This is a genomic window from Desulfovibrio piger, from assembly GCF_012843875.1.
Lineage (GTDB): Bacteria > Desulfobacterota > Desulfovibrionia > Desulfovibrionales > Desulfovibrionaceae > Desulfovibrio.
The window spans coordinates 1-18,103 of sequence record NZ_JABAFY010000018.1 but is presented as its reverse complement, the minus strand read 5'-3'; the positions used below and the strand labels follow the sequence as shown (position 1 = coordinate 18,103).

At 65.3% G+C, this 18,103-nt stretch carries 15 protein-coding genes and 1 tRNA gene; 3 read left to right on the top strand and 13 right to left on the bottom strand.

Annotated elements, in window-relative coordinates:
• Positions 1-367 precede the first annotated feature (367 nt).
• The 13 genes from HF854_RS06340 to trmFO all read right to left on the bottom strand — a co-directional run bounded on the left by HF854_RS06340 (position 368) and on the right by trmFO (position 14,756).
• Positions 368-1,540, bottom strand: coding sequence for a phosphoglycerate kinase (locus HF854_RS06340; RefSeq protein ID WP_168935534.1), 1,173 nt, complete (start codon positions 1,538-1,540; stop codon positions 368-370).
• A 460-nt stretch (positions 1,541-2,000) separates the two neighbouring features.
• Positions 2,001-3,995 (bottom strand): transketolase, encoded by a 1,995-nt coding sequence (tkt, locus tag HF854_RS06335; protein WP_168935533.1) that lies wholly within the window; start codon positions 3,993-3,995, stop codon positions 2,001-2,003.
• 19 nt (positions 3,996-4,014) lie between these two features.
• On the bottom strand, positions 4,015-4,746 hold the full coding sequence (rpe, locus tag HF854_RS06330; RefSeq protein ID WP_168935532.1) for a ribulose-phosphate 3-epimerase: 732 nt from the start codon (positions 4,744-4,746) through the stop codon (positions 4,015-4,017).
• 72 nt (positions 4,747-4,818) lie between these two features.
• Positions 4,819-5,160, bottom strand: coding sequence for a MerR family transcriptional regulator (locus HF854_RS06325; protein ID WP_168935531.1), 342 nt, complete (start codon positions 5,158-5,160; stop codon positions 4,819-4,821).
• Between the two features lie 156 nt (positions 5,161-5,316).
• Entirely contained in the window at positions 5,317-7,719 is a 2,403-nt protein-coding gene (gene pheT / locus HF854_RS06320) for a phenylalanine--tRNA ligase subunit beta (protein ID WP_168935530.1), read from the bottom strand.
• Positions 7,720-7,760: 41 nt separating this feature from the next.
• Positions 7,761-8,144: a translation initiation factor IF-2 gene (locus HF854_RS06315; protein WP_204674539.1), complete on the bottom strand. Its 384-nt coding sequence runs from the start codon at positions 8,142-8,144 to the stop codon at positions 7,761-7,763.
• A gap of 10 nt (positions 8,145-8,154) precedes the next feature.
• Complete coding sequence (gene pheS, locus HF854_RS06310) at positions 8,155-9,198, bottom strand: phenylalanine--tRNA ligase subunit alpha (protein ID WP_168935529.1); 1,044 nt, start codon at positions 9,196-9,198, stop codon at positions 8,155-8,157.
• A 262-nt stretch (positions 9,199-9,460) separates the two neighbouring features.
• Positions 9,461-9,811: a 50S ribosomal protein L20 gene (rplT, locus tag HF854_RS06305; protein ID WP_006008100.1), complete on the bottom strand. Its 351-nt coding sequence runs from the start codon at positions 9,809-9,811 to the stop codon at positions 9,461-9,463.
• Positions 9,812-10,083: 272 nt separating this feature from the next.
• Entirely contained in the window at positions 10,084-10,281 is a 198-nt protein-coding gene (gene rpmI / locus HF854_RS06300) for a 50S ribosomal protein L35 (protein WP_006008104.1), read from the bottom strand.
• Between the two features lie 160 nt (positions 10,282-10,441).
• A complete protein-coding gene (gene infC, locus HF854_RS06295) occupies positions 10,442-10,972 on the bottom strand; it encodes a translation initiation factor IF-3 (RefSeq protein WP_006008106.1) in 531 nt (176 codons plus the stop codon).
• 1 nt (position 10,973) lies between these two features.
• A complete protein-coding gene (gene thrS, locus HF854_RS06290; RefSeq protein WP_168935528.1) occupies positions 10,974-12,920 on the bottom strand; it encodes a threonine--tRNA ligase in 1,947 nt (648 codons plus the stop codon).
• Between the two features lie 159 nt (positions 12,921-13,079).
• Positions 13,080-13,156 (bottom strand) — tRNA-Val (locus HF854_RS06285).
• 238 nt (positions 13,157-13,394) lie between these two features.
• Positions 13,395-14,756, bottom strand: a complete 1,362-nt coding sequence (gene trmFO / locus HF854_RS06280; protein ID WP_168935527.1) for a methylenetetrahydrofolate--tRNA-(uracil(54)-C(5))-methyltransferase (FADH(2)-oxidizing) TrmFO — start codon at positions 14,754-14,756, stop codon at positions 13,395-13,397.
• An 846-nt stretch (positions 14,757-15,602) separates the two neighbouring features.
• On the opposite strand from trmFO, the gene dut reads away from it, so the two are divergent.
• From dut to HF854_RS06265, 3 genes are all read left to right on the top strand, one after another.
• On the top strand, positions 15,603-16,103 hold the full coding sequence (gene dut / locus HF854_RS06275; protein ID WP_239463900.1) for a dUTP diphosphatase: 501 nt from the start codon (positions 15,603-15,605) through the stop codon (positions 16,101-16,103).
• Between the two features lie 189 nt (positions 16,104-16,292).
• Entirely contained in the window at positions 16,293-17,495 is a 1,203-nt protein-coding gene (locus HF854_RS06270) for an aspartate aminotransferase family protein (protein WP_168935526.1), read from the top strand.
• Between the two features lie 239 nt (positions 17,496-17,734).
• Positions 17,735-17,953, top strand: coding sequence for a TraR/DksA family transcriptional regulator (locus HF854_RS06265; protein WP_040369802.1), 219 nt, complete (start codon positions 17,735-17,737; stop codon positions 17,951-17,953).
• Positions 17,954-18,103 lie beyond the last annotated feature (150 nt).

The following is an 18,103-nucleotide window of genomic DNA, read 5'->3' as shown; positions in this document are numbered from 1 at the left end:
TTTCCTCCATAAAAGACAAAAGAGGGGGCGGGCCCGGGGCCCGCGGACGGTGGTACGGCAAAGGGGCTCCCCCTGCCGGACGCAGCGCGATGATACCCCAGCCGGGCCGTCCGCGCAACGTGCCGGAGGCATTGACGGGGCCGGAAGACGAAAAAAACTCGTTCAGGGCAGAGAAAGAACAGGCCGGGAAAGCTTTCCCTCACCATTCCAGGGCAGGGAAACTTGCCGGGGGAGAGGCGGCAGGGCAACAGCCCTGTGGCGTTCTGCGGGCCGGACTCGCCGGACTCGCGGACTGGTCAGCGCCCGAGTCCCGGGCCGGAGACAAAAAAATCCCGGAGGGGACGGGCCCCTCCGGGAAGAGCGTCAGTTATTCGCCGCGATCCTGCAGGGCGGCCACGGAGGGCAGCAGTTTGCCTTCCAGCAGCTCCAGGGAGGCGCCGCCGCCGGTGGAGATGTAGCCCATCTTGTCGGCCAGGCCGTAGCTTTCCACAGCGGCCACGGAGTCGCCGCCGCCCACCACCACGAAGGCGGGGGAAGCCGCCAGGGCTTCGGCCAGGGCCTTGGTGCCCGCGCCGAAGGGATCGGTCTCAAAGGCGCCCACGGGGCCGTTCCAGACCACGGTGGCAGCCTTCTGCAACAGACCGGCGTACAGTTCCACGGTCTTGGGACCCACGTCCAGGATCATCTCGTCAGCGGGCACCTTGTCCACGTCGCAGACCGTGGCGGTCTGGCCGGGGGCCAGTTCCCTGGCCGTGACCACGTCCACGGGCAGGGGCAGGGTCTTGCCCAGTTCCTTGGCCTTGGCCATGACATTCTTGGCATCGTCCACCAGCTCGGGCTCATACAGAGAGGTGCCCACGCTGTAACCGGCAGCGGCCAGGAAGGTGTTGGCGATGCCGCCGCCCACGATGAGGGTATCCACCTTGCCCAGCAGGTTGTCCAGCAGGCCCAGCTTGGTGGAGACCTTGGAACCGCCGATGATGGCCATCAGCGGACGGGCGGGAGCATCCAGCACCTTGGCGAAGGCGTCCAGTTCGGCGGCCATGAGCGGCCCGGCGCAGGCCACCTTGGCGGCGCGCACGGCCCCTTCGGTGGAGGAATGGGCGCGGTGGGCGGCCCCGAAGGCGTCCATGACATAGATGTCGCCCAGAGCGGCCAGTTTGGCGGCCAGTTCGGGATCGTTCTTCTTTTCGCCCTTGAAGAAGCGGATGTTCTCCAGCAGCACCACTTCACCGGGAGCGGCCTTGGCGGCGTCGAAGTCGGCGGCCAGCTTCACGGGACGGCCCAGCAGGCCGGAAAGGTGGGCAGCCACCGGCGCCAGGGAGAATTTTTCTTCCACCACGCCTTCGGTGGGACGGCCCAGATGCGAGAGCAGGACCACGCCCGCGCCCTTGTCCAGCGCCATGCGGATGCCGGGCAGGGCCGCACGGATACGTTTGTCGTTGGTGATGCGGCCATCCTTCATGGGCACGTTGAGATCCTGGCGGATGACAACGGTCTTGCCGCTGCACTCCATGTCCTGCAACAGTCTGATGGGCATGTCTGCCTCCTTTTTGTCAGGGAAGGGATCACCGGGAAGGGCCGGGGCACGGCGTCCGGTTTGTCAAAAAGATATGTTCCCCGAAGAGGAAAGTCCAGCCCGGCCCCAAAGGTCAAAGGGAATGCCGGTAGCGGAATATCCGGCAACCGCTGTCCCGCCTCCGGACGGGAGGATGGCTGTTTGTTCTGTATGTCGGGCCCGTCAGGGGATACGGCCCGGCATCTCTGTAGGGTACGGCCAGCAATGTCCTGTTCGTCCCGCTCTTGGCGGCAGGGACATGGCTGCGGCCCGATCCCGTCCACGCCCGCCAGCATGGAATTTGTCCTCTTTGGGCAGGACGCAAAAAGGCCCGGGACCTGGGGATATGCCATCCCGCGATCCCGGGCCTTGGTTTCACGCGTTTGGGGGAGGGGCCCTAAAGCACAGGCCTCTCTCCGCAGCAGCTCATGTCAGTCCCGCGTTAGCCCAGCAGCTGGCGGGCCATGTCGGCCAGGTGGGCGGAGGTGAAGCCGAAGTGTTCGGCCAGGGCCTTGCCCGGGCCGGAAGCACCGAAGGTGGTCATGCCGAGCACGGCGCCGTCCAGGCCCACATACTTGCGCCAGTAATCGGCGGCAGCGGCTTCCACGGCCACGCGGGCGCGCACGGCGGCGGGCAGCACGCTTTCGCGATAGGCGGCATCCTGGGCGTCGAAGCGCTCGCAGCAGGGCATGGAGACCACGCGCACCTTGCGGCCTTCGGCGGTCAGGGCCTCGGCGGCCTCAAGGGTGATGCCCACTTCGGAGCCGGTGACCATGAGGATGAGCTCGGGGGTGCCGTCGCAGTCACGCAGCACGTAGCCGCCGCGGGCGATGGCCTGCACCTGGGCCTCGTCGCGGCTGACGAAGGGCAGGTTCTGGCGCGAGAGCGAGAGGCAGGTGGGACGGTGGGCGTTCTCCAGGGCGCACTGCCAGGCAACGGCGGTCTCCACGGTATCGCAGGGACGCCAGACATCCAGACCGGGCATGAGGCGCAGACCGGGCACCTGTTCGATGGGCTGGTGGGTGGGGCCGTCCTCGCCCACACCGATGGAGTCGTGGGTGAAGACCCAGACCGCACGGGTGCCCATGAGGGCCGCCAGACGCAGGGCGTTCTTGGCGTAATCGGAGAAGACCATGAAGGTGCCGGCGTAGGGGATGAAGCCGCCGTGCAGGGCCAGACCGTTCATGATGGCGCTCATGCCGAACTCTCGCACACCGTAGGCCAGATAGTTGCCGGTGCAGGTGGCGGGATCGAAGTTCACGGAATGGCTGGTCTTGGTGCCCACGGAACCGGTCAGGTCGGCGGAACCGCCCAGCATCTCGGGCAGGTTGCCCACCAGTTCTTCCAGGGCCTTCTTGGAGGCCACGCGGGTGGCGATGCTCTCACCGGCTTCCACGGCCTTCTTGACCATGGCGGCGGCGATGTCGGCCCAGTCAGCGGGCAGGTCGCCCTTCATGCGGCGTTCCAGTTCGGCGGCCAGCTCGGGACAGGCGGCGCGGTAGGCGTCGAAACGGGCCTGCCATTCGGCTTCGGCCTTCTTGCCGGCTTCACGGGCGTCCCAGGCGGCGGCGATGTCGTCCGGCACGGAGAAAGCGGGCTGATGCCATTCCAGAGCGGCACAGGTGGCGGCGGCCACGTCCACGCCCAGGGGCGAGCCGTGGCAGGAGGCGGAGTCGGCCTTGGAGGAACCGAAACCGATGTGGGTCTTGCAGATGATGAGGCTGGGATGCTCGGCGTCGGCGCGGGCTTCGGCCAGGGCGGCGTCCAGGGCCTCGGCGTCATGGCCGTCCACGGGACCGATGACCTGCCAGCCGTAGGCTTTGTAGCGGGCGGCCACGTCTTCGGTGAACCAGCCGTCGATCTTGCCGTCGATGGAGATGCCGTTGGAGTCGTACAGGGCGATGAGCTTGCCCAGGCCCCACACGCCGGCCAGGGAACAGGCTTCGTGGGACACGCCTTCCATGAGGCAGCCGTCACCGAGGAACACGTAGGTGTGGTGGTCGATGACCGTGTGCTCGGGGGTGTTGAAGCGGGTGGCCAGCATCTTTTCGGCCAGGGCCATGCCCACGGCGGACGAGATGCCCTGACCCAGGGGACCGGTGGTCATTTCCACGCCGGGGGTCACGTCGCATTCGGGATGGCCGGGGGTGCGGGAGCCCAGCTGGCGGAAGTTGCGGATGTCGTCCATGCTCAGGTCGTAGCCGGTGAGGTGCAGCACGGCATAGAGCAGCATGGAGGCGTGACCGTTGGACAGCACGAAGCGGTCACGATCCATCCAGCCGGGATTGGCGGGATTGTGTTTGAAGCCGTGGCGCCAGAGGGCTTCGGCCATGTCGGCCATGCCCAGGGGGGCGCCGGGATGACCGGAACGGGACTTCTCGATGGCGTCGATGGCAAGGGCGCGGATGGCGTTGGCACACTGTCTGCGGGTAGGCATGATGCGGTCCTTTGTTGAGTTATTTTTTCAGGGCGCGGCCGGGCTGCCACAGGGCGGCCGCAGCGCAACGGGCATTGTGGGCATTATCGGCCGCAGCCTGGGCGGCGGCCTGGAATTTCTGATGGCACTGGTCATAGGGCGGATGGCCGAAGAAGGCCGAGCCCGAGACCAGCACGTCGGCACCGGCGGCCACCAGCTGTGCGGTGTTCTCGGGGCAGGCTCCGCCGTCCACCTGGATGAGCACGTCCCCGGCACCGGCGGCGTTGAGCATGGCGCGGGTGGCGCGGATCTTGTCGAAGCTCTGGGGGATGAACTTCTGGCCGGAGAAGCCGGGGTTCACGCTCATGACCAGCACCATGTCCAGATCGGGGGCCAGCCAGCGCAGGGAGGCGATGTCCGTACCGGGGTTGAAGGCCAGACCGGCTTTCATGCCCAGGCGGCGGATCTCGCTGAGGGTGCGCTGGGGGTGGCGGTCGGCCTCGGCATGGATGACCAGCATGTCGGCCCCGGCATCACGGAAGGATTCCAGATAGCGGGCGGGCTCCTCGATCATGAGGTGCACGTCGAAGAAAAGTTTGCTGCTGCGTTTGCGCAGGCTTTTGATGACGGGCTGGCCAAAGGTGATATTGGGCACGAAGGCCCCGTCCATGATGTCCAGGTGCAGCCAGGAGATGCCCGCGGCCTCAAGGGCGGCGAGCTCGTCGGCCAGACGGGAGAAATCGGCGGAGAGCAGGGAAGGAGAAAGGATCATGCGGCATCCTGTGGTGCGCTGCCTGTCGTGCAGGACCGCCGCGGCGTACTGCCGGAGCGGCAGGACAGGGGATCACCGGCCGGCCAGAACGCGGCGCAGCTCGGTCAGCTCGTTTTTCAGCTTCAGCATCAGGGCCGGATCGCGCTTGCTGGCGGCGCGTTCCGGCAGGACCTCGTCCAGGGTGGCGCTGCCGTCCAGGATGCGGCGCGCGCCTTCTATGGTCATGCCCTTCTGGTGCAGCAGCTGCTGGATGCGGCGCAGCAGGGCCATGTCCTCTTCGGTGTAGAAACGCTGGCCCGAGTCCGTACGCCGGGGAGTCAGCTGGGGGAACACCGTTTCCCAGAAACGCAGCACGGAAGTATTGAGGTTGAGCAGGGCGGCGGCTTGGCCGATCTTGTAGAGTTTTTCCGACATGCTCCCTCTCTTGCGGGTTTCACCGCGCGGGCCGGGGCCGCACGCAGCGCCACGGACCGCGGCCCCGCAAGGGGGCCGCAGCCCGTGGAATACCGTATCAGCAGCACTTCCGTCACGGGGCGGGCACGGCTCGCCCGGTACGGAAGGGGCAGGGGGCTAGATGCGTACTCCCAGCTCCTGCACCAGGGATTGTGCCACCTTTTCCCGCACTTTGTCCACTTCCGCATCCTTGAGGGTGCGCTCGGCGTGACGGAAGGTCAGGCGGAAGGTGAGGTTGCGTTCGTCGCTGCCTTCGGGGCTGAAGCTGTCCACCAGCACGGCGCCTTCCAGCAGGGGCTGCTTCTGGCCCATGATCTGGTCCAGGATGGCGCCCACGGTCACGCCCACAGGGGCGGCCACGGTGATGTCGCGGCGCACCGGCGGGAAGACGGCCAGGCTCTGGAAGCGCACCTGGGCGGCATCATGCAGGCGGCGCAGCACGTCGAGGTTGAGCTCGGCCAGCCAGACGTCCTTGCGGGCGTGGAAGCTGTCGGCCATCTCGGGACGCACGCGGCCCATGACGCCCACCTCGGTGCCGTCCACGCTCAGGCGCACGCAGGGCAGCAGGTAGGGGTGGCTCTCGGCCAGTTCGCACACGGGGGCGGACAGGTTGAGGAAGTGCAGCAGGTGCTCCACGATGCCCTTGAGGTCGCTGTAATCCATGTCGGCTTCCACATGCGGCCAGGCGCTGTCGTGGCGCTGGCCGTAGAGGAGCACGCCCAGCATGCCGGTCTCGCTGGCGCCGGTGGCGTGGGGATCGTCGCTGGGAGCGGCCGTGAAGGTGTTGGCCAGCTCGAACAGGCGCACGCCCGCGGCGCCCTGGGCCAGGTTGTTGCGCAGGTCATGCAGCAGGCCGGGGGCCAGCACGGTGCGCAGGGCATCCTGTTCGGCGGAGAGCGGGTTCATGATGGAGATGCGGCCTTCGGCGGGCAGGCCCAGCAGGTCCAGATCCTTGTGGCCCACGAAGCTGTAGTTGACGGCTTCGTTGAGGCCCAGACCGGCGCCCCAGTGGCGCAGGCGGGACCAGAACTGGAAGGTGGACATGGGTTCGCCGGCGCGGCCCAGATCCTGCAGGAAGGCGGGCAGTTCGGGGGCGATGGTGTCCAGACCGTGCACACGGCCCACTTCTTCGATGAGGTCGGCTTCGCGGGTCAGGTCGGGGCGCCAGCTGGGCTGGGTGACCTGCCAGCTGTCGTCGCTGGTCTTCTCGATGGCGCAGCCCATGCCGGAGAGCACCTTCTCGTCGAAGTCGCGGCTCAGCTCCACGCCCAGCAGGGCGTTGGCGCGGGCGGGACGGAACTCGATCTGCACGGGCACGAAGGGCTTGGGCTCGGCCAGGGGGTAGCCGGGACAGACCTTGCCGCCGGCAGCGGCCACCATAATGGCGCAGGCACGGTCCAGGGCCCAGATGGAGCGCTTGTGGTCGATGCCGCGTTCGAAGCGGTAGGAGGATTCGGACGACAGGCCCAGACGGCGCGAGGTCTTGCGGATGGTGCCGGGACGGAACACGGCGCTTTCCAGGAAGACGTTGGTGCTGGCATCGTCGATCTCGGTGGCCTGGCCACCCATGACACCGGCCAGGGCCACGGCGCGTTCGGCGTCGCGGATGCAGAGGTCACGGGGATCGAGGGTGCGTTCCTGGCCGTCCAGGGTGACGATCTTCTCGCCCTGGGCGGCGGGGCTGACGATGATGCGGTTGCCGCGCAGCTTGTCCAGGTCGAAGGAATGCAGGGGCTGGCCGCATTCGAAGAGGATGTAGTTGGTCACGTCCACGATGTTGGAGATGGGACGCACGCCCACGGCATGCAGACGGTGACGGATGCGCATGGGCGAGGGAGCGATCTTGACGCCGGCGATGACGCGGCCGGCGTAAAGGTTGCACAGCTCGGGATCGCTGACTTCCACGCTGGGCAGGTCGCGGGCCGGGCCGTCCTCGCACAGGGGCAGTTCGGGGATGGTCAGGGGCAGGTTGAAGGCCAGGGCGGTCTCGCGGGCCAGGCCCAGCACGGAGAGACAGTCGGCGCGGTTGGGGGTGATGGAGATGTCCAGCACCTCGCGGTCCAGCTCCAGGGTGTCCACCAGACGGGTGCCGGGCACGGCGCTGTCGGGCAGGACCATGATGCCGCTGTGGTCTTCGGTGAGGCCCAGCTCGCGTTCGGAGCAGATCATGCCGAAGGAGGGAGCGCCGCGCAGCTTGGCCTTCTTGATGACCAGGCCGCCGGGCATGGTGGTGCCCACCAGGGCCACGGGGACTTTCTGGCCGGCGGCCACGTTGGGGGCGCCGCAGACGATGTCCAGCAGTTCGCCCTGGCCGGCGTCCACCTTGCAGATGTGCAGGTGGTCGGATTCGGGATGGTCGACGCATTCCACCACATGGCCCACCACGATGGGGGCGATGGCGTCATAGGGGCGCACGATTTCTTCCAGTTCCAGGCCCAGCATGGTCAGCCGGTCGCCCAGCTCCTGTGCCGTGCCTTCATACGGGACGAATTCGCGCAGCCACGAAAGAGAAAGCAGCATATGTCATCTCACTGGCCCCGCAGGGCCGGTTAGCAGTTGATTCAGTTGAAGTCCCAAGCCGGTTTGCCCGGCGTGTCGGCGTCGGGATCCGGCAGGGGGCGGCTCTGTTTGCGTCCGTAAGTGCCGTAGGCGCCGCCGCGGGGGCGCTTGCGGGGTTTCACTTCCTCGGGGCCGTAGTCCTTGAGCGGGCGGCCGTAGGCATCGGTATAGCCCATGCCGCGCTCGGTGGTGTTGCCGGCATTGCCCATGGCGGGCAGGCCTTCCATGGGCTTGGGCCCGCCGGGCGGTTCGAGGCCGCTGTGGCGGGGGCTCAGGGCCGAGGCGGCCCAGGCATCACCGGCATCCAGCGCGGCGCTGCCGGCGGCGCAGAGCAGGGCCAGCAGCACGGGGACACAGGCACGGCGGAGACGGACGGACAGAGGCACGGGACCCACCCTAGGCGTGCAGGCCGAACTGGCCGAGGAAGCGCACGTCGTTCTCGAAGAACATGCGCAGGTCGCCGATGCCGTACTTGAGCATGGCCACACGTTCCACGCCCAGGCCGAAGGCGAAGCCGCTCACATCGGCGGGGTAGCCCACGGAGGCGAACACGGCGGGGTCCACCATGCCGCAGCCCAGGATCTCCACCCAGCCGGTGGTCTTGCACACGCGGCAGGGTTCGCCGTTGATGTGGCCCTTGCCGCCGCACATGCAACAGCTGATGTCCACTTCGGCGGAGGGTTCCGTGAAGGGGAAGAAGCTGGGGCGGAAGCGCACTTCGGTATGGCCGCCGAACACGGAGCGCACGAAGGCGGTGAGGGTGCCGCGCAGATGGGCCATGCTGATGTTCTGGCCCACCACCAGGCCTTCCACCTGATGGAACATGGGGGTGTGGGTCAGGTCGGAGTCGCGGCGGTAGACCTTGCCGGGAGCCACGATGGCCAGGGGAGGCTTGCGGCCCAGCATGGTACGCACCTGCACGGGAGAGGTGTGGGTGCGCATGAGCACGCGCTCGGTGATGTAGAGGGTGTCCTGCATGTCGCGGGCGGGATGTTCCGGCGGCATGTTGAGGGACTCGAAATTGTAGAAGTCGTTTTCCACTTCCGGGCCGGAAGCGATGTCGAAGCCCAGCTTGCTGAAGATGCCGCAGATCTCTTCCATCACCAGGGTGGTGGGGTGCAGCGAACCGCGCCAGGGGGCGCGGCCGGGCAGGGAGGGGTCGAAGCGCTTGAGGGCCTCGGCTTCGCGGGCCGCTTCCAGGGCGGTCTTGCGGGCGTCGAACAGGGCGGTGAGGCGCTCCTTGACGCTGTTGGCCTTCTGACCCGCGGCGGGGCGTTCCGCGGGGGGCAGCTTGGCCATGGAGCTCATGGCCTGGGCCAGTTTGCCCTTGCGGCCCAGAAAGTCCACCCGCAGTTCTTCCAGTTCATCCAACGAAGAAGCCCGGTCAAGACCAGCTTCGAGGTCTGTAACCAGGCTTTCCAATACAGTCATCAAATCCATGCGAATTCCCGGAGCCGCCGCAGGCGGCGTTACGGTCAAAGGGACGGCCCTGACGGCCGCACACAACAGCGGCGGAGGGACACCATGTCCCGCCGCCACACGACAACAGGGCGCATGCCGCCGGGGCCGCATGCCGCGGCATCCGGGGCGCGCCCGATCTTACCGGAATCTCCGGCGGAAAAAAAGAGCGCGGCATATCCCGCACGAGGAAAAACCTCACGCCAAGACATGCCGCGCACTCAAAAAAGCTGTGGCGTGCCGACTACAGGGCAGCCTTGGCCATTTCCACCACCTTGGCGAAGTCGTCCTTGTGGTAGACGGCGAGGTCGGCCAGAACCTTGCGGTTCAGGGCGATGCCGGCCTTGTTCAGGCCGTGCATGAGGCGGCTGTAGGACAGGCCGTTCAGGCGCGCGCCGGCGTTGATACGCAGGATCCACAGGGTGCGGAAGTCGCGTTTGCGGTGCTTGCGGCCGATGAAGGAATACTGGAGCGAACGCTCCACAGCCTCACGGGCGGTACGATACAGACGGCTGCGGCCACCACGGAAACCCTTGGCCGCGCTCAGGTACTTTTTGTGCCGACGATGAGCGGCGAGACCTCTCTTCACACGCATGGGGGGTACCCTCCTTTCGCCCGGCCAAGGCGGAGGTATTGTGCCTGCCGGGGAAAAAAATTGATCCCAGATGGGGCGCAAATTGCTTGAAAAGAATGGCTTTGCGCTGGCCGTCGCCCCTGTGGGGCGCTGCGCCGCGCGGCGGTGCTGCGGCGGTCATGCCGCCTCCCGCATGCGGGCGCGCAATCCGGACGGATCAGAATTCACGCCGTCACGCTCTCGCGTTCCGGCACGGACGCTCCGCGCACGGAGCTTCCGCAAGGCTCGGATGACTAGCCGTTGGGCAGCATCCGGCGCACGGCCTTCTCGTTGGTGCGGTCAACGATGGCGGCCTGGCCCAGGCGCATCTTGCGGCCGGGAGCCTTCTTGGTGAGGATGTGGCGCAGATTCTGACGACGACGCTTGAACTTGCCGCTGCCGGTGAGCTCGAAACGCTTGGCCGCGGAACGCCGGGTTTTGATCTTGGGCATGATATACTCCTTAGCGAATAACCTGCCCGTACACTACGGGCAGGAACGGCATATTGCCTGAAAAAGCCGTGCGGCGCAAGTGCAAAAATGCAGGGGCGCGCAGGCAGTCCTGACGGCACAGGCCACCTGTGACGTCAGGAAAAAAGGCTCTGGCGAAGGACTACTTCTTGGGCACCAGCAGCATCTGCAGGGTGCGGCCTTCGGCACGGGGCTCCTGGTCCACCTTGGCCACATCGGCCAGGTCCTGCACGACGCGTTCGAGGATGCTGATGCCACGGTCCTTGTGGACGATCTCGCGGCCACGGAAGAACACCGTCACCTTGCAGCGGTCGCCGTCTTCCAGAAAGCGGCGGATGTGGCGCAGCTTGGTCTCGTAGTCATGGTCGTCGGTCTTGGGACGGACCTTGATTTCCTTGATCTGCACCACGCTCTGGCGCTTTTTGGCTTCCTGCTTCTTTTTCTGCTGCTCGTACTTGAACTTGCCGTAGTCCATGATGCGGCAGACAGGCGGTTCGGAGGTGGAAGCGACTTCCACCAGGTCCATACCGGCTTCCTTGGCAAGGGCAATAGCCTCGTTGCGCTGCAAAATACCCAGTTGTTCCCCATCGGCGCCGATGACGCGCACTTCGCGGGCGCGGATCATCTCGTTGCGACGCACGCCGTCCTGCGGCACGTCGCGCCGGGGTCTCATGTTAGGAGAAGCTATAGCGCATCCCTCCATTCTTGAAAGGCTCTTCGCTGTCCGTACGGATCAGGGCAGCCACTTCCGCCACGGACTTGAGCCCCAGGTTGTCCCCATTGCGCAGACGCACATTGACGCCGCCCGCCTGCGCTTCCTTTTCTCCAACCACCAGAATATACGGCACCTTGGCCAGCTGCGCCTCGCGCACCTTGAAGCCCAGCTTCTCGTTGCGCGTATCGGCCGTCACGCGGATCCCCAGAGCTTTCAGCTCCTCGCAGGCCTTGAGCGCGGCTTCGTTGTGGGCATCGGTGACCGTCAGGATCCGGGCCTGTTCGGGCGCCAGCCAGGTGGGCATGGCACCGGCGTACTGCTCGATGAGCACACCGATGAAGCGCTCCAGCGAGCCCATGATGGCCCGGTGCACCATGACAGGACGATGACGTTCGCCGTCCTGGCCCACATAGGTCAGGTCGAAACGTTCGGGCAGGGTGAAGTCCACCTGGATGGTGGAGCACTGCCATTCGCGACCGATGCAGTCCAGCAGGCGCACGTCGATCTTGGGACCGTAGAAAGCGCCGTCGCCCTCGTTGATCTCGTAGGGCATGTCGGCCTTCTTCACGGCCTCGATCAGGGCATTGGTCGCCAGTTCCCAGGCTTCGTCGGTACCGATGCTGTCCTTGGGACGGGTGGAGATGCCCACCTTGTAGTCGAAGCCGAACAGATGCATCAGGTCGCGGATCAGGTGGATGACACCGAGGATCTCGCCTTCCAGCTGTTCGGGCGTGCACAGGATGTGGGCATCGTCCTGGGTGAACTGACGCACACGCAGCAGGCCGTGCAGGGTGCCGCTCTTTTCGTGGCGGTGCACCACGCCCAGCTCGAAGTAGCGCTGGGGCAGGTCACGGTAGCTGCGCAGATCGTTGCGGTAGATCAGCATGTGCGAGATGCAGTTCATGGGCTTGATGCCGTACTGATCGTCCTCGATCTGGGTGAAATACATGTTCTGGCGATAGTGGTCGTAGTGACCGGAACGCTGCCAGGTCTCCACGCGCAGCAGCTGCGGGCCCTGCACCAGGTCGTAGTTGCGCTTGATGTGCTCGCGACGCCAGAAATCTTCCAGGATGGTGCGCATCAGCATGCCCTTGGGCAGCCAGAAGACCATGCCGGGGGCCACGTCTTCATGGAAGGTGAAGAAGCCCAGTTCACGGCCCAGCTTGCGGTGGTCGCGGCGCTTGGCTTCTTCCAGCTGCTTCAGGTAGGCGTTGAGGGCCTTCTCGTCGGCAAAGGCGGTGCCGTACAGGCGGGAGAGCATGGGATTCTTTTCGTCGCCGCGCCAGTAGGCGCCGGCAGCGGAAAGGATCTTGCTGGCCTTGGAGAAGCCGGTGTGCGGCACGTGGGGGCCGCGGCACAGGTCGGTGAAATCACCGCAGGTGTACAGGGAGACCGTGTCGCCCTCGATGCCTTCGATGATCTCCACCTTGAAGTTCTCGCCCATCTTGCTGAACTTCTCGATGGCGTCGGCCTTGCTCATGGTGGTGCGCACGAAGGGCAGGCGTTCGTTGACGATGCGCTGCATCTCGGCTTCGATGGCCGGGAAGTCTTCGCTGGAGAAGGGCTTTTCCACGTCGAAGTCGTAGTAGAAGCCGTTTTCCACAGCGGGACCGATGGTCACCTTGGCCGAGGGGTAAAGCTTTTTCACCGCGGCGGCCATGACATGGGCCGTGGAATGGCGGATCATGCTCAGGCCTTCGGGAGAATCGGCGTACACGGGAGTGATGTCGGTACACTGGGCGGGAACGGTGGCGGAAAGATCGCACAAAGTCTCCGTGCCCTCTGCGGTCACACGCGCAGCCACCACGGATTTGAATTTTTTGCCGCTCAGCGCTTTCTGCAGAACAGCGGCCACATCACCCTGTTCGGGGGCGTCCACCACCTGTCCTTCCACGCGGACATCCATGCTTATACTCCTTCAGGCGCCCTTGTCGGGCGTATGGTACAAAAAAGGAATGGGGAGGCTGAAAAACCTCCCCATCTTCAAAAAAACGTGCTGCTTTCGTGCAGCTATCTGGCGGGCACCGCCCCTGTCGCCACGGGCTCATGCCCTTATTATTTTATTTGGTAGGAACGAGCAGACTTGAACTGCTGACCCCTTCCGTGTCAAGGAAGTGCTCTAGCCACCTGAGCTACGCTCCTACTCCAAGAGGCGAAGTCTTATCTAGCGAAAACCACCCCCTGAGTCAACAATTTTTTTTAATTTTTTTTTATTTTTTATTTTCAACAGGTTGCAGCCTTATTTTTGCCTCTCTTTTTGCCCGTTTTTTCCGGTGGCCGTCAAAAATGGGCAAGACGCTCTGGAAGAAGGGAACAAAAAAAGCGCATTTTTTTCGAAAAAAATGCGCTTTTTTTGCAACAGAGCCGAAAGTCGAGGCTGCTACAGCCCCTGTTCCGCACGCCAGGCGGCGAAACGTTCGCGCGCCCGGGCCGAGTAGAGGGCCTTGCGGTCCTTCTTCTTGGCTTTTTCGTCCAGCTCCGGCATGAGGCCGAAATGGGCGTTGGACGGCTGGAAGTGCTTCACCGGGGTGCGCAGATGGTTGAGCAGGGCACCCAGCGCGCATTCCAGCGGCGGCAGGGCCAGCTCCCTGCCCTGGGCGCGGGCGGCCAGCAGCATGCCCAGCCACATGCCGCAGGCGGCGGATTCCAGATAGCCTTCCACACCGGTGATCTGTCCGGCCAGGAAGACGCGGGGCCGCGCCTTGAGCGACAGGTCCTCGTTCAGGGCCACGGGCGCGTTCACATAGGTGTTGCGGTGCATGCTGCCGAAGCGGGCGAATTCCGCCTTTTCCAGACCGGGCACCATGCGGAACACGCGCGCCTGCTCGCCGTAGGTCAGCTTGGTCTGGCAGCCCACCAGATTGCAGGTCTCGCCGTTGAGGGTCTCGGCCCGCAGCTGCAGGATGGCCCAGGGGCGGCGGCCGGTACGCGGGTCCACGAAGCCCACGGGCTTCAGCGGGCCGAAGGTCAGGGTGCGCGGGCCGCGTTCGGCCAGGGCCTCCACCGGCATGCAGCCTTCGAAATGCTTTTCCTTCTCGAATTCCCGTGCGCCCACCTTTTGCGCTTCCAGCAGGGCATTATAGAAGGCTTCGTATTCTTCCTTGTTCATGGGGCAGTTGAGATAGTCGCCGCCCGTTTCGCCCTTTTCCTGCCCGTAGCGCGAGGCACGGAACACGATGTCCATATTCAGGGAATGCGTCCAGACGATGGGCGCGATGGCATCATAAAAATAGCAGTGGTCGCCGCCCACCACTTCGGCCAGCGAGGCGGAAAGATTCTCCGAAGCCATGGGCCCGGCCGCCAGCACCACGGTCTCGAAGCCGTCCAGCGCGGGATCGTCCAGGGACGTGATCTGCCGGTGCACCAGCGTGATGCCGGGCGTGGACATGACGCGCTGCGTCATGGCCGCCGAGAAGGCCTCGCGGTCCACGGCCAGGGCCTTGCCCGCAGGCACGCGGTGGGCGTCGGCCAGCTCCATGAAGTCGCTGCCCAGTTCGCGCATCTCGGCCTTGAGCAGGCCGATGCCGGAGGTCAGCTCGTCCGAGCGCAGGGAATTGGAACAGACCAGCTCCGCCAGCCCGTCATTGACATGGGCCGGGGAACGGAACTCCGGCTTCTGTTCGAACAGGGTCACTTGCAGACCGGCCCGCGCCAGACGCAGGGCACATTCGCAACCGGCCAGGCCGCCACCAATAACCGCATAGCTGTGTTCAGTCACGCCATCTCCTTTTGTTGGCCGCATCTTTGCCCAATCTGGGCCCGGAAGGCAAGGGGGCGCAGGAGCGGAGGCGGCGGAAGGGAAGAGGGCCCCGTTTTGTTATTGGAGGAAAGTGGGCCGTCCGGGGGAAGGGATGCCTTTTGGAAAAGGCTCCCCTTCCCCCGTGCCCCCATCCCCGCGAAAACTTTTGTTCTGGTCAGTGCCAGGGAATTTGCGGGCGGTGAGCCTCCCGAGCGCGACGGTCCCCGGAGGAGCTGCTGCTCCCGTTCGTCGACCATACCCGGGCATCCCGGAGCGCATGGGGGCCCTCGCGTGGCTCCATTGCCGGTCGTGATGCGGATGAGGTCTTGATATTGGCGGGGATTGTGCTGCGGGCTTGGGTATTGCCGGAGGGGGAGGGCGTTTTGTGGAATCTGTCGTTGGGGCAGGGGCCTCAGCTCATGAGGGGTTTGTCTGCAGGAGGCGGGCGGGGCAGCGCCACGCTGTTTTACTAGAGGAGATGAGAGGGGGAGACGGGGCTCGATGCGCGGAGGACGGGCCGCCGTATCCGGACGGGAAGGGAAGGCACGTTTGCTGGTGGCCTGTACTCTTCTCTTGCAGGGGTGGAGGGGCGTATGCCGGGCAAGGGAATGTCCGGAGGGATTGAAAAAAATTTTTTGCAGATGTCCCGGCTGGGAACTTGCTGGCAATGTTTCCTGAAAATCCCCGCAACTGGCCTGTACGCTCGCTGATGGAGGAAGGGGAAGACCACTGCGTGGAGCTGGCTGCCGGGCCGGCGGGGACCTGTCCATGAGCACGGGCACAAAGCGGCGGTCCTGTGGCCGTATCCTGCGGGCCCGCAAGGCTTTGAGCCTCTTGCCCGCTGTCCGCATGTGCGCTACATCTCACGCCATGAGCAATTTTTCCGTACCCACCTGCCCCGTGCGCCTCGCTTTCGTGCGCGAAGGGGCCCGTTCCCTGTACGCCGGTCAGCTTGAACCGGCCACGGCTTTCTCGGCCGGTATCGACCTGCGCGCCTGTCTGGACGAGGACTGTGTGCGCATCCCTGCCGGAGGCCGCTTTTGCGTGCCTGCGGGCATCAGCGTGCAGCCTTGCGAGGCCGGTTTCGCGGGTTTCCTCTATTCCCGCAGCGGCCTTGGTGCGCGTGAGGGCCTGACCGTGGCCCAGGGAGTGGGGGTCATCGACCCCGACTATACGGGCGAGATCCTCGTCATGCTGCTCAACACCTCGGGCGAGGAGCGCATCCTCAAGCGTGGGGAGCGCATGGCCCAGCTTGTTTTCCAGCCCTTTGTCCGCCCTGTCTGGCAGGAGGTGGAGAGCCTTTCTGCCACGGAGCGCGGTGCGGGCGGCTTCGGACATACGGGGCGCTAGTCTCCGCCAGGGGATGCCGCCGGCCGGGGCCGTGCGTTGCCGCGTGTGCCGCGGGCATATCCGCCGTCGGGCCGGGACGTCTGTTTTCCCGGCAGGTCTCCCGTTTTTTCCAAAGCCTTTTCTGTTTCACGATTGCCGGGGCGCGTGCCCCGTGGGATGGCGCAAGGCCTCCCAGCAAAGGAGTTGACCATGTCCGACACATTTTCCGCCGTCAAAGCCCAGGAAGAAGCACTGCTTTGCCGTTCCTACAGCCGATATCCCGTGGCTGTGGTCCGAGGCAAGGGCTCGCGGTTGTGGGACGTGGACGGTAAGGAATATGTGGACCTGCTGGCCGGCATCGCGGTGACCGCCCTGGGCCACTGCAACGACGAGGTCTGTGCCGCCCTGGAAGCCCAGGCCCACAAGCTCTGGCACGTCAGCAACCTTTTCTATCAGGAAGAACAGCTGGAACTGGCCCGCCTGCTGCTGAGCACCAGCCATCACGGCAAGGCCTTCTTCTGCAATTCCGGCGCCGAGGCCAACGAGGCCTGCATCAAGCTGGCCCGCCGCTACATGCGCAAGGTCAAGCAGCGCGACGCCTACGAGATCATCACCCTGGGCGGCTGCTTCCACGGCCGCACGTTCGGCGCGCTGGCCGCCACGGGCCGCGAGAGCCTGAGCGACGGTTTCACGCCGCTGCCCGAAGGCTTCAAGCAGGTGCCCGCCAATGACCTGGCCGCGCTGGAAGCCGCCATCACGCCCGCCACGGCGGCGGTGCTGGTGGAAGTGGTGCAGGGCGAAGGCGGCATCGTGCCCCTGCCGGGCGATTACCTGCGCGGTGTGGAAGACTTGTGCCGCAAGCACGACATCCTCTTCATCTGTGACGAAGTGCAGGCCGGTCTGTGCCGCACCGGTACCTTCTGGGCCTTCCAGCAGCACGGCCTGACCCCGGACGCCATCAGCATGGCCAAGTCCCTGGCCAACGGCCTGCCCATGGGCGCCATGCTGGCCACCGACGAGATGGCCAAGGGCTTCGAGGCCGGCAGCCACGCCACCACCTTTGGCGGCGGCGCGCTGGCCTCCGGTGTGGCGGCCAAGTGCGTGGAGATCATGCTCCGCGACAAGCTGGCCGACCGTGCCGCCGAGCTGGGCAAACATGTGATGGATCGCGTCCGTGCCATCCAGGACAAGCTGCCCGGTACCGTGCGTGAAGTGCGCGGCCTGGGCCTGATGATCGGCATCGAGCTGGCTGTGGATGCCGCCGCCGTGTGGCGCGAACTCATCGCCCGCGGCTTCATCTGCAACCTGAGCCACGGCGTGACCCTGCGCCTGCTGCCTGCCCTGACCATCGACAAGGCCGACCTCGACGCCTTCATCGATACGCTGGAAGACATCCTGCGTACGGCGAAGTAAGGCGGCGTTTCCCGGTACATATCCAGGCTCCCGTGCCGCTCCGGTGCGGGAGCCTCTTTTTAGCGTTTTTCAGGGCGGCCATCACGGTCGCCCAGGAGCCTGCCGGCCCTGATTTTTTCCTGGTGGCTGCGGGCGGACTCTTTACAGGATGGGGCGCCTGTGCTACACAGGCCCGCACCAATCCACTACGGCAATCCCGGCTCATACGGGATTGCCGCTTGCTTTAAGGAGACAGATGCATGGATGTTTTTGACCAGGCCACTGAACTTGAACGTCTGGACCGTGAAGCTGCCCTCTCCCGCGCCCGCGCTGCCATGGACCAGGGCGGTCCCGACTGGATCGACGGCGTGGCCTGCTGCCGCGAATGCGGCGAGCCCATCCCCCAGAAGCGTCTGGAGGCCCTGCCCGGTGTCGGCCTGTGCCGTGCCTGCCAGGAAGAACGCGAAAGCGGACGCTAGCATTTTTTGATAACGGACAACCGGAGGCCGGGGCCCTTGAGGCTCCGGCCTTTTTGTTTATGCCCGCGGCCTCTTTTTTATGGGCTTTAGCCTGTTGAGCGCCTGACAGGCGCGAAACAAAAAACCACCCGCTATGCGGGTGGAGACAAT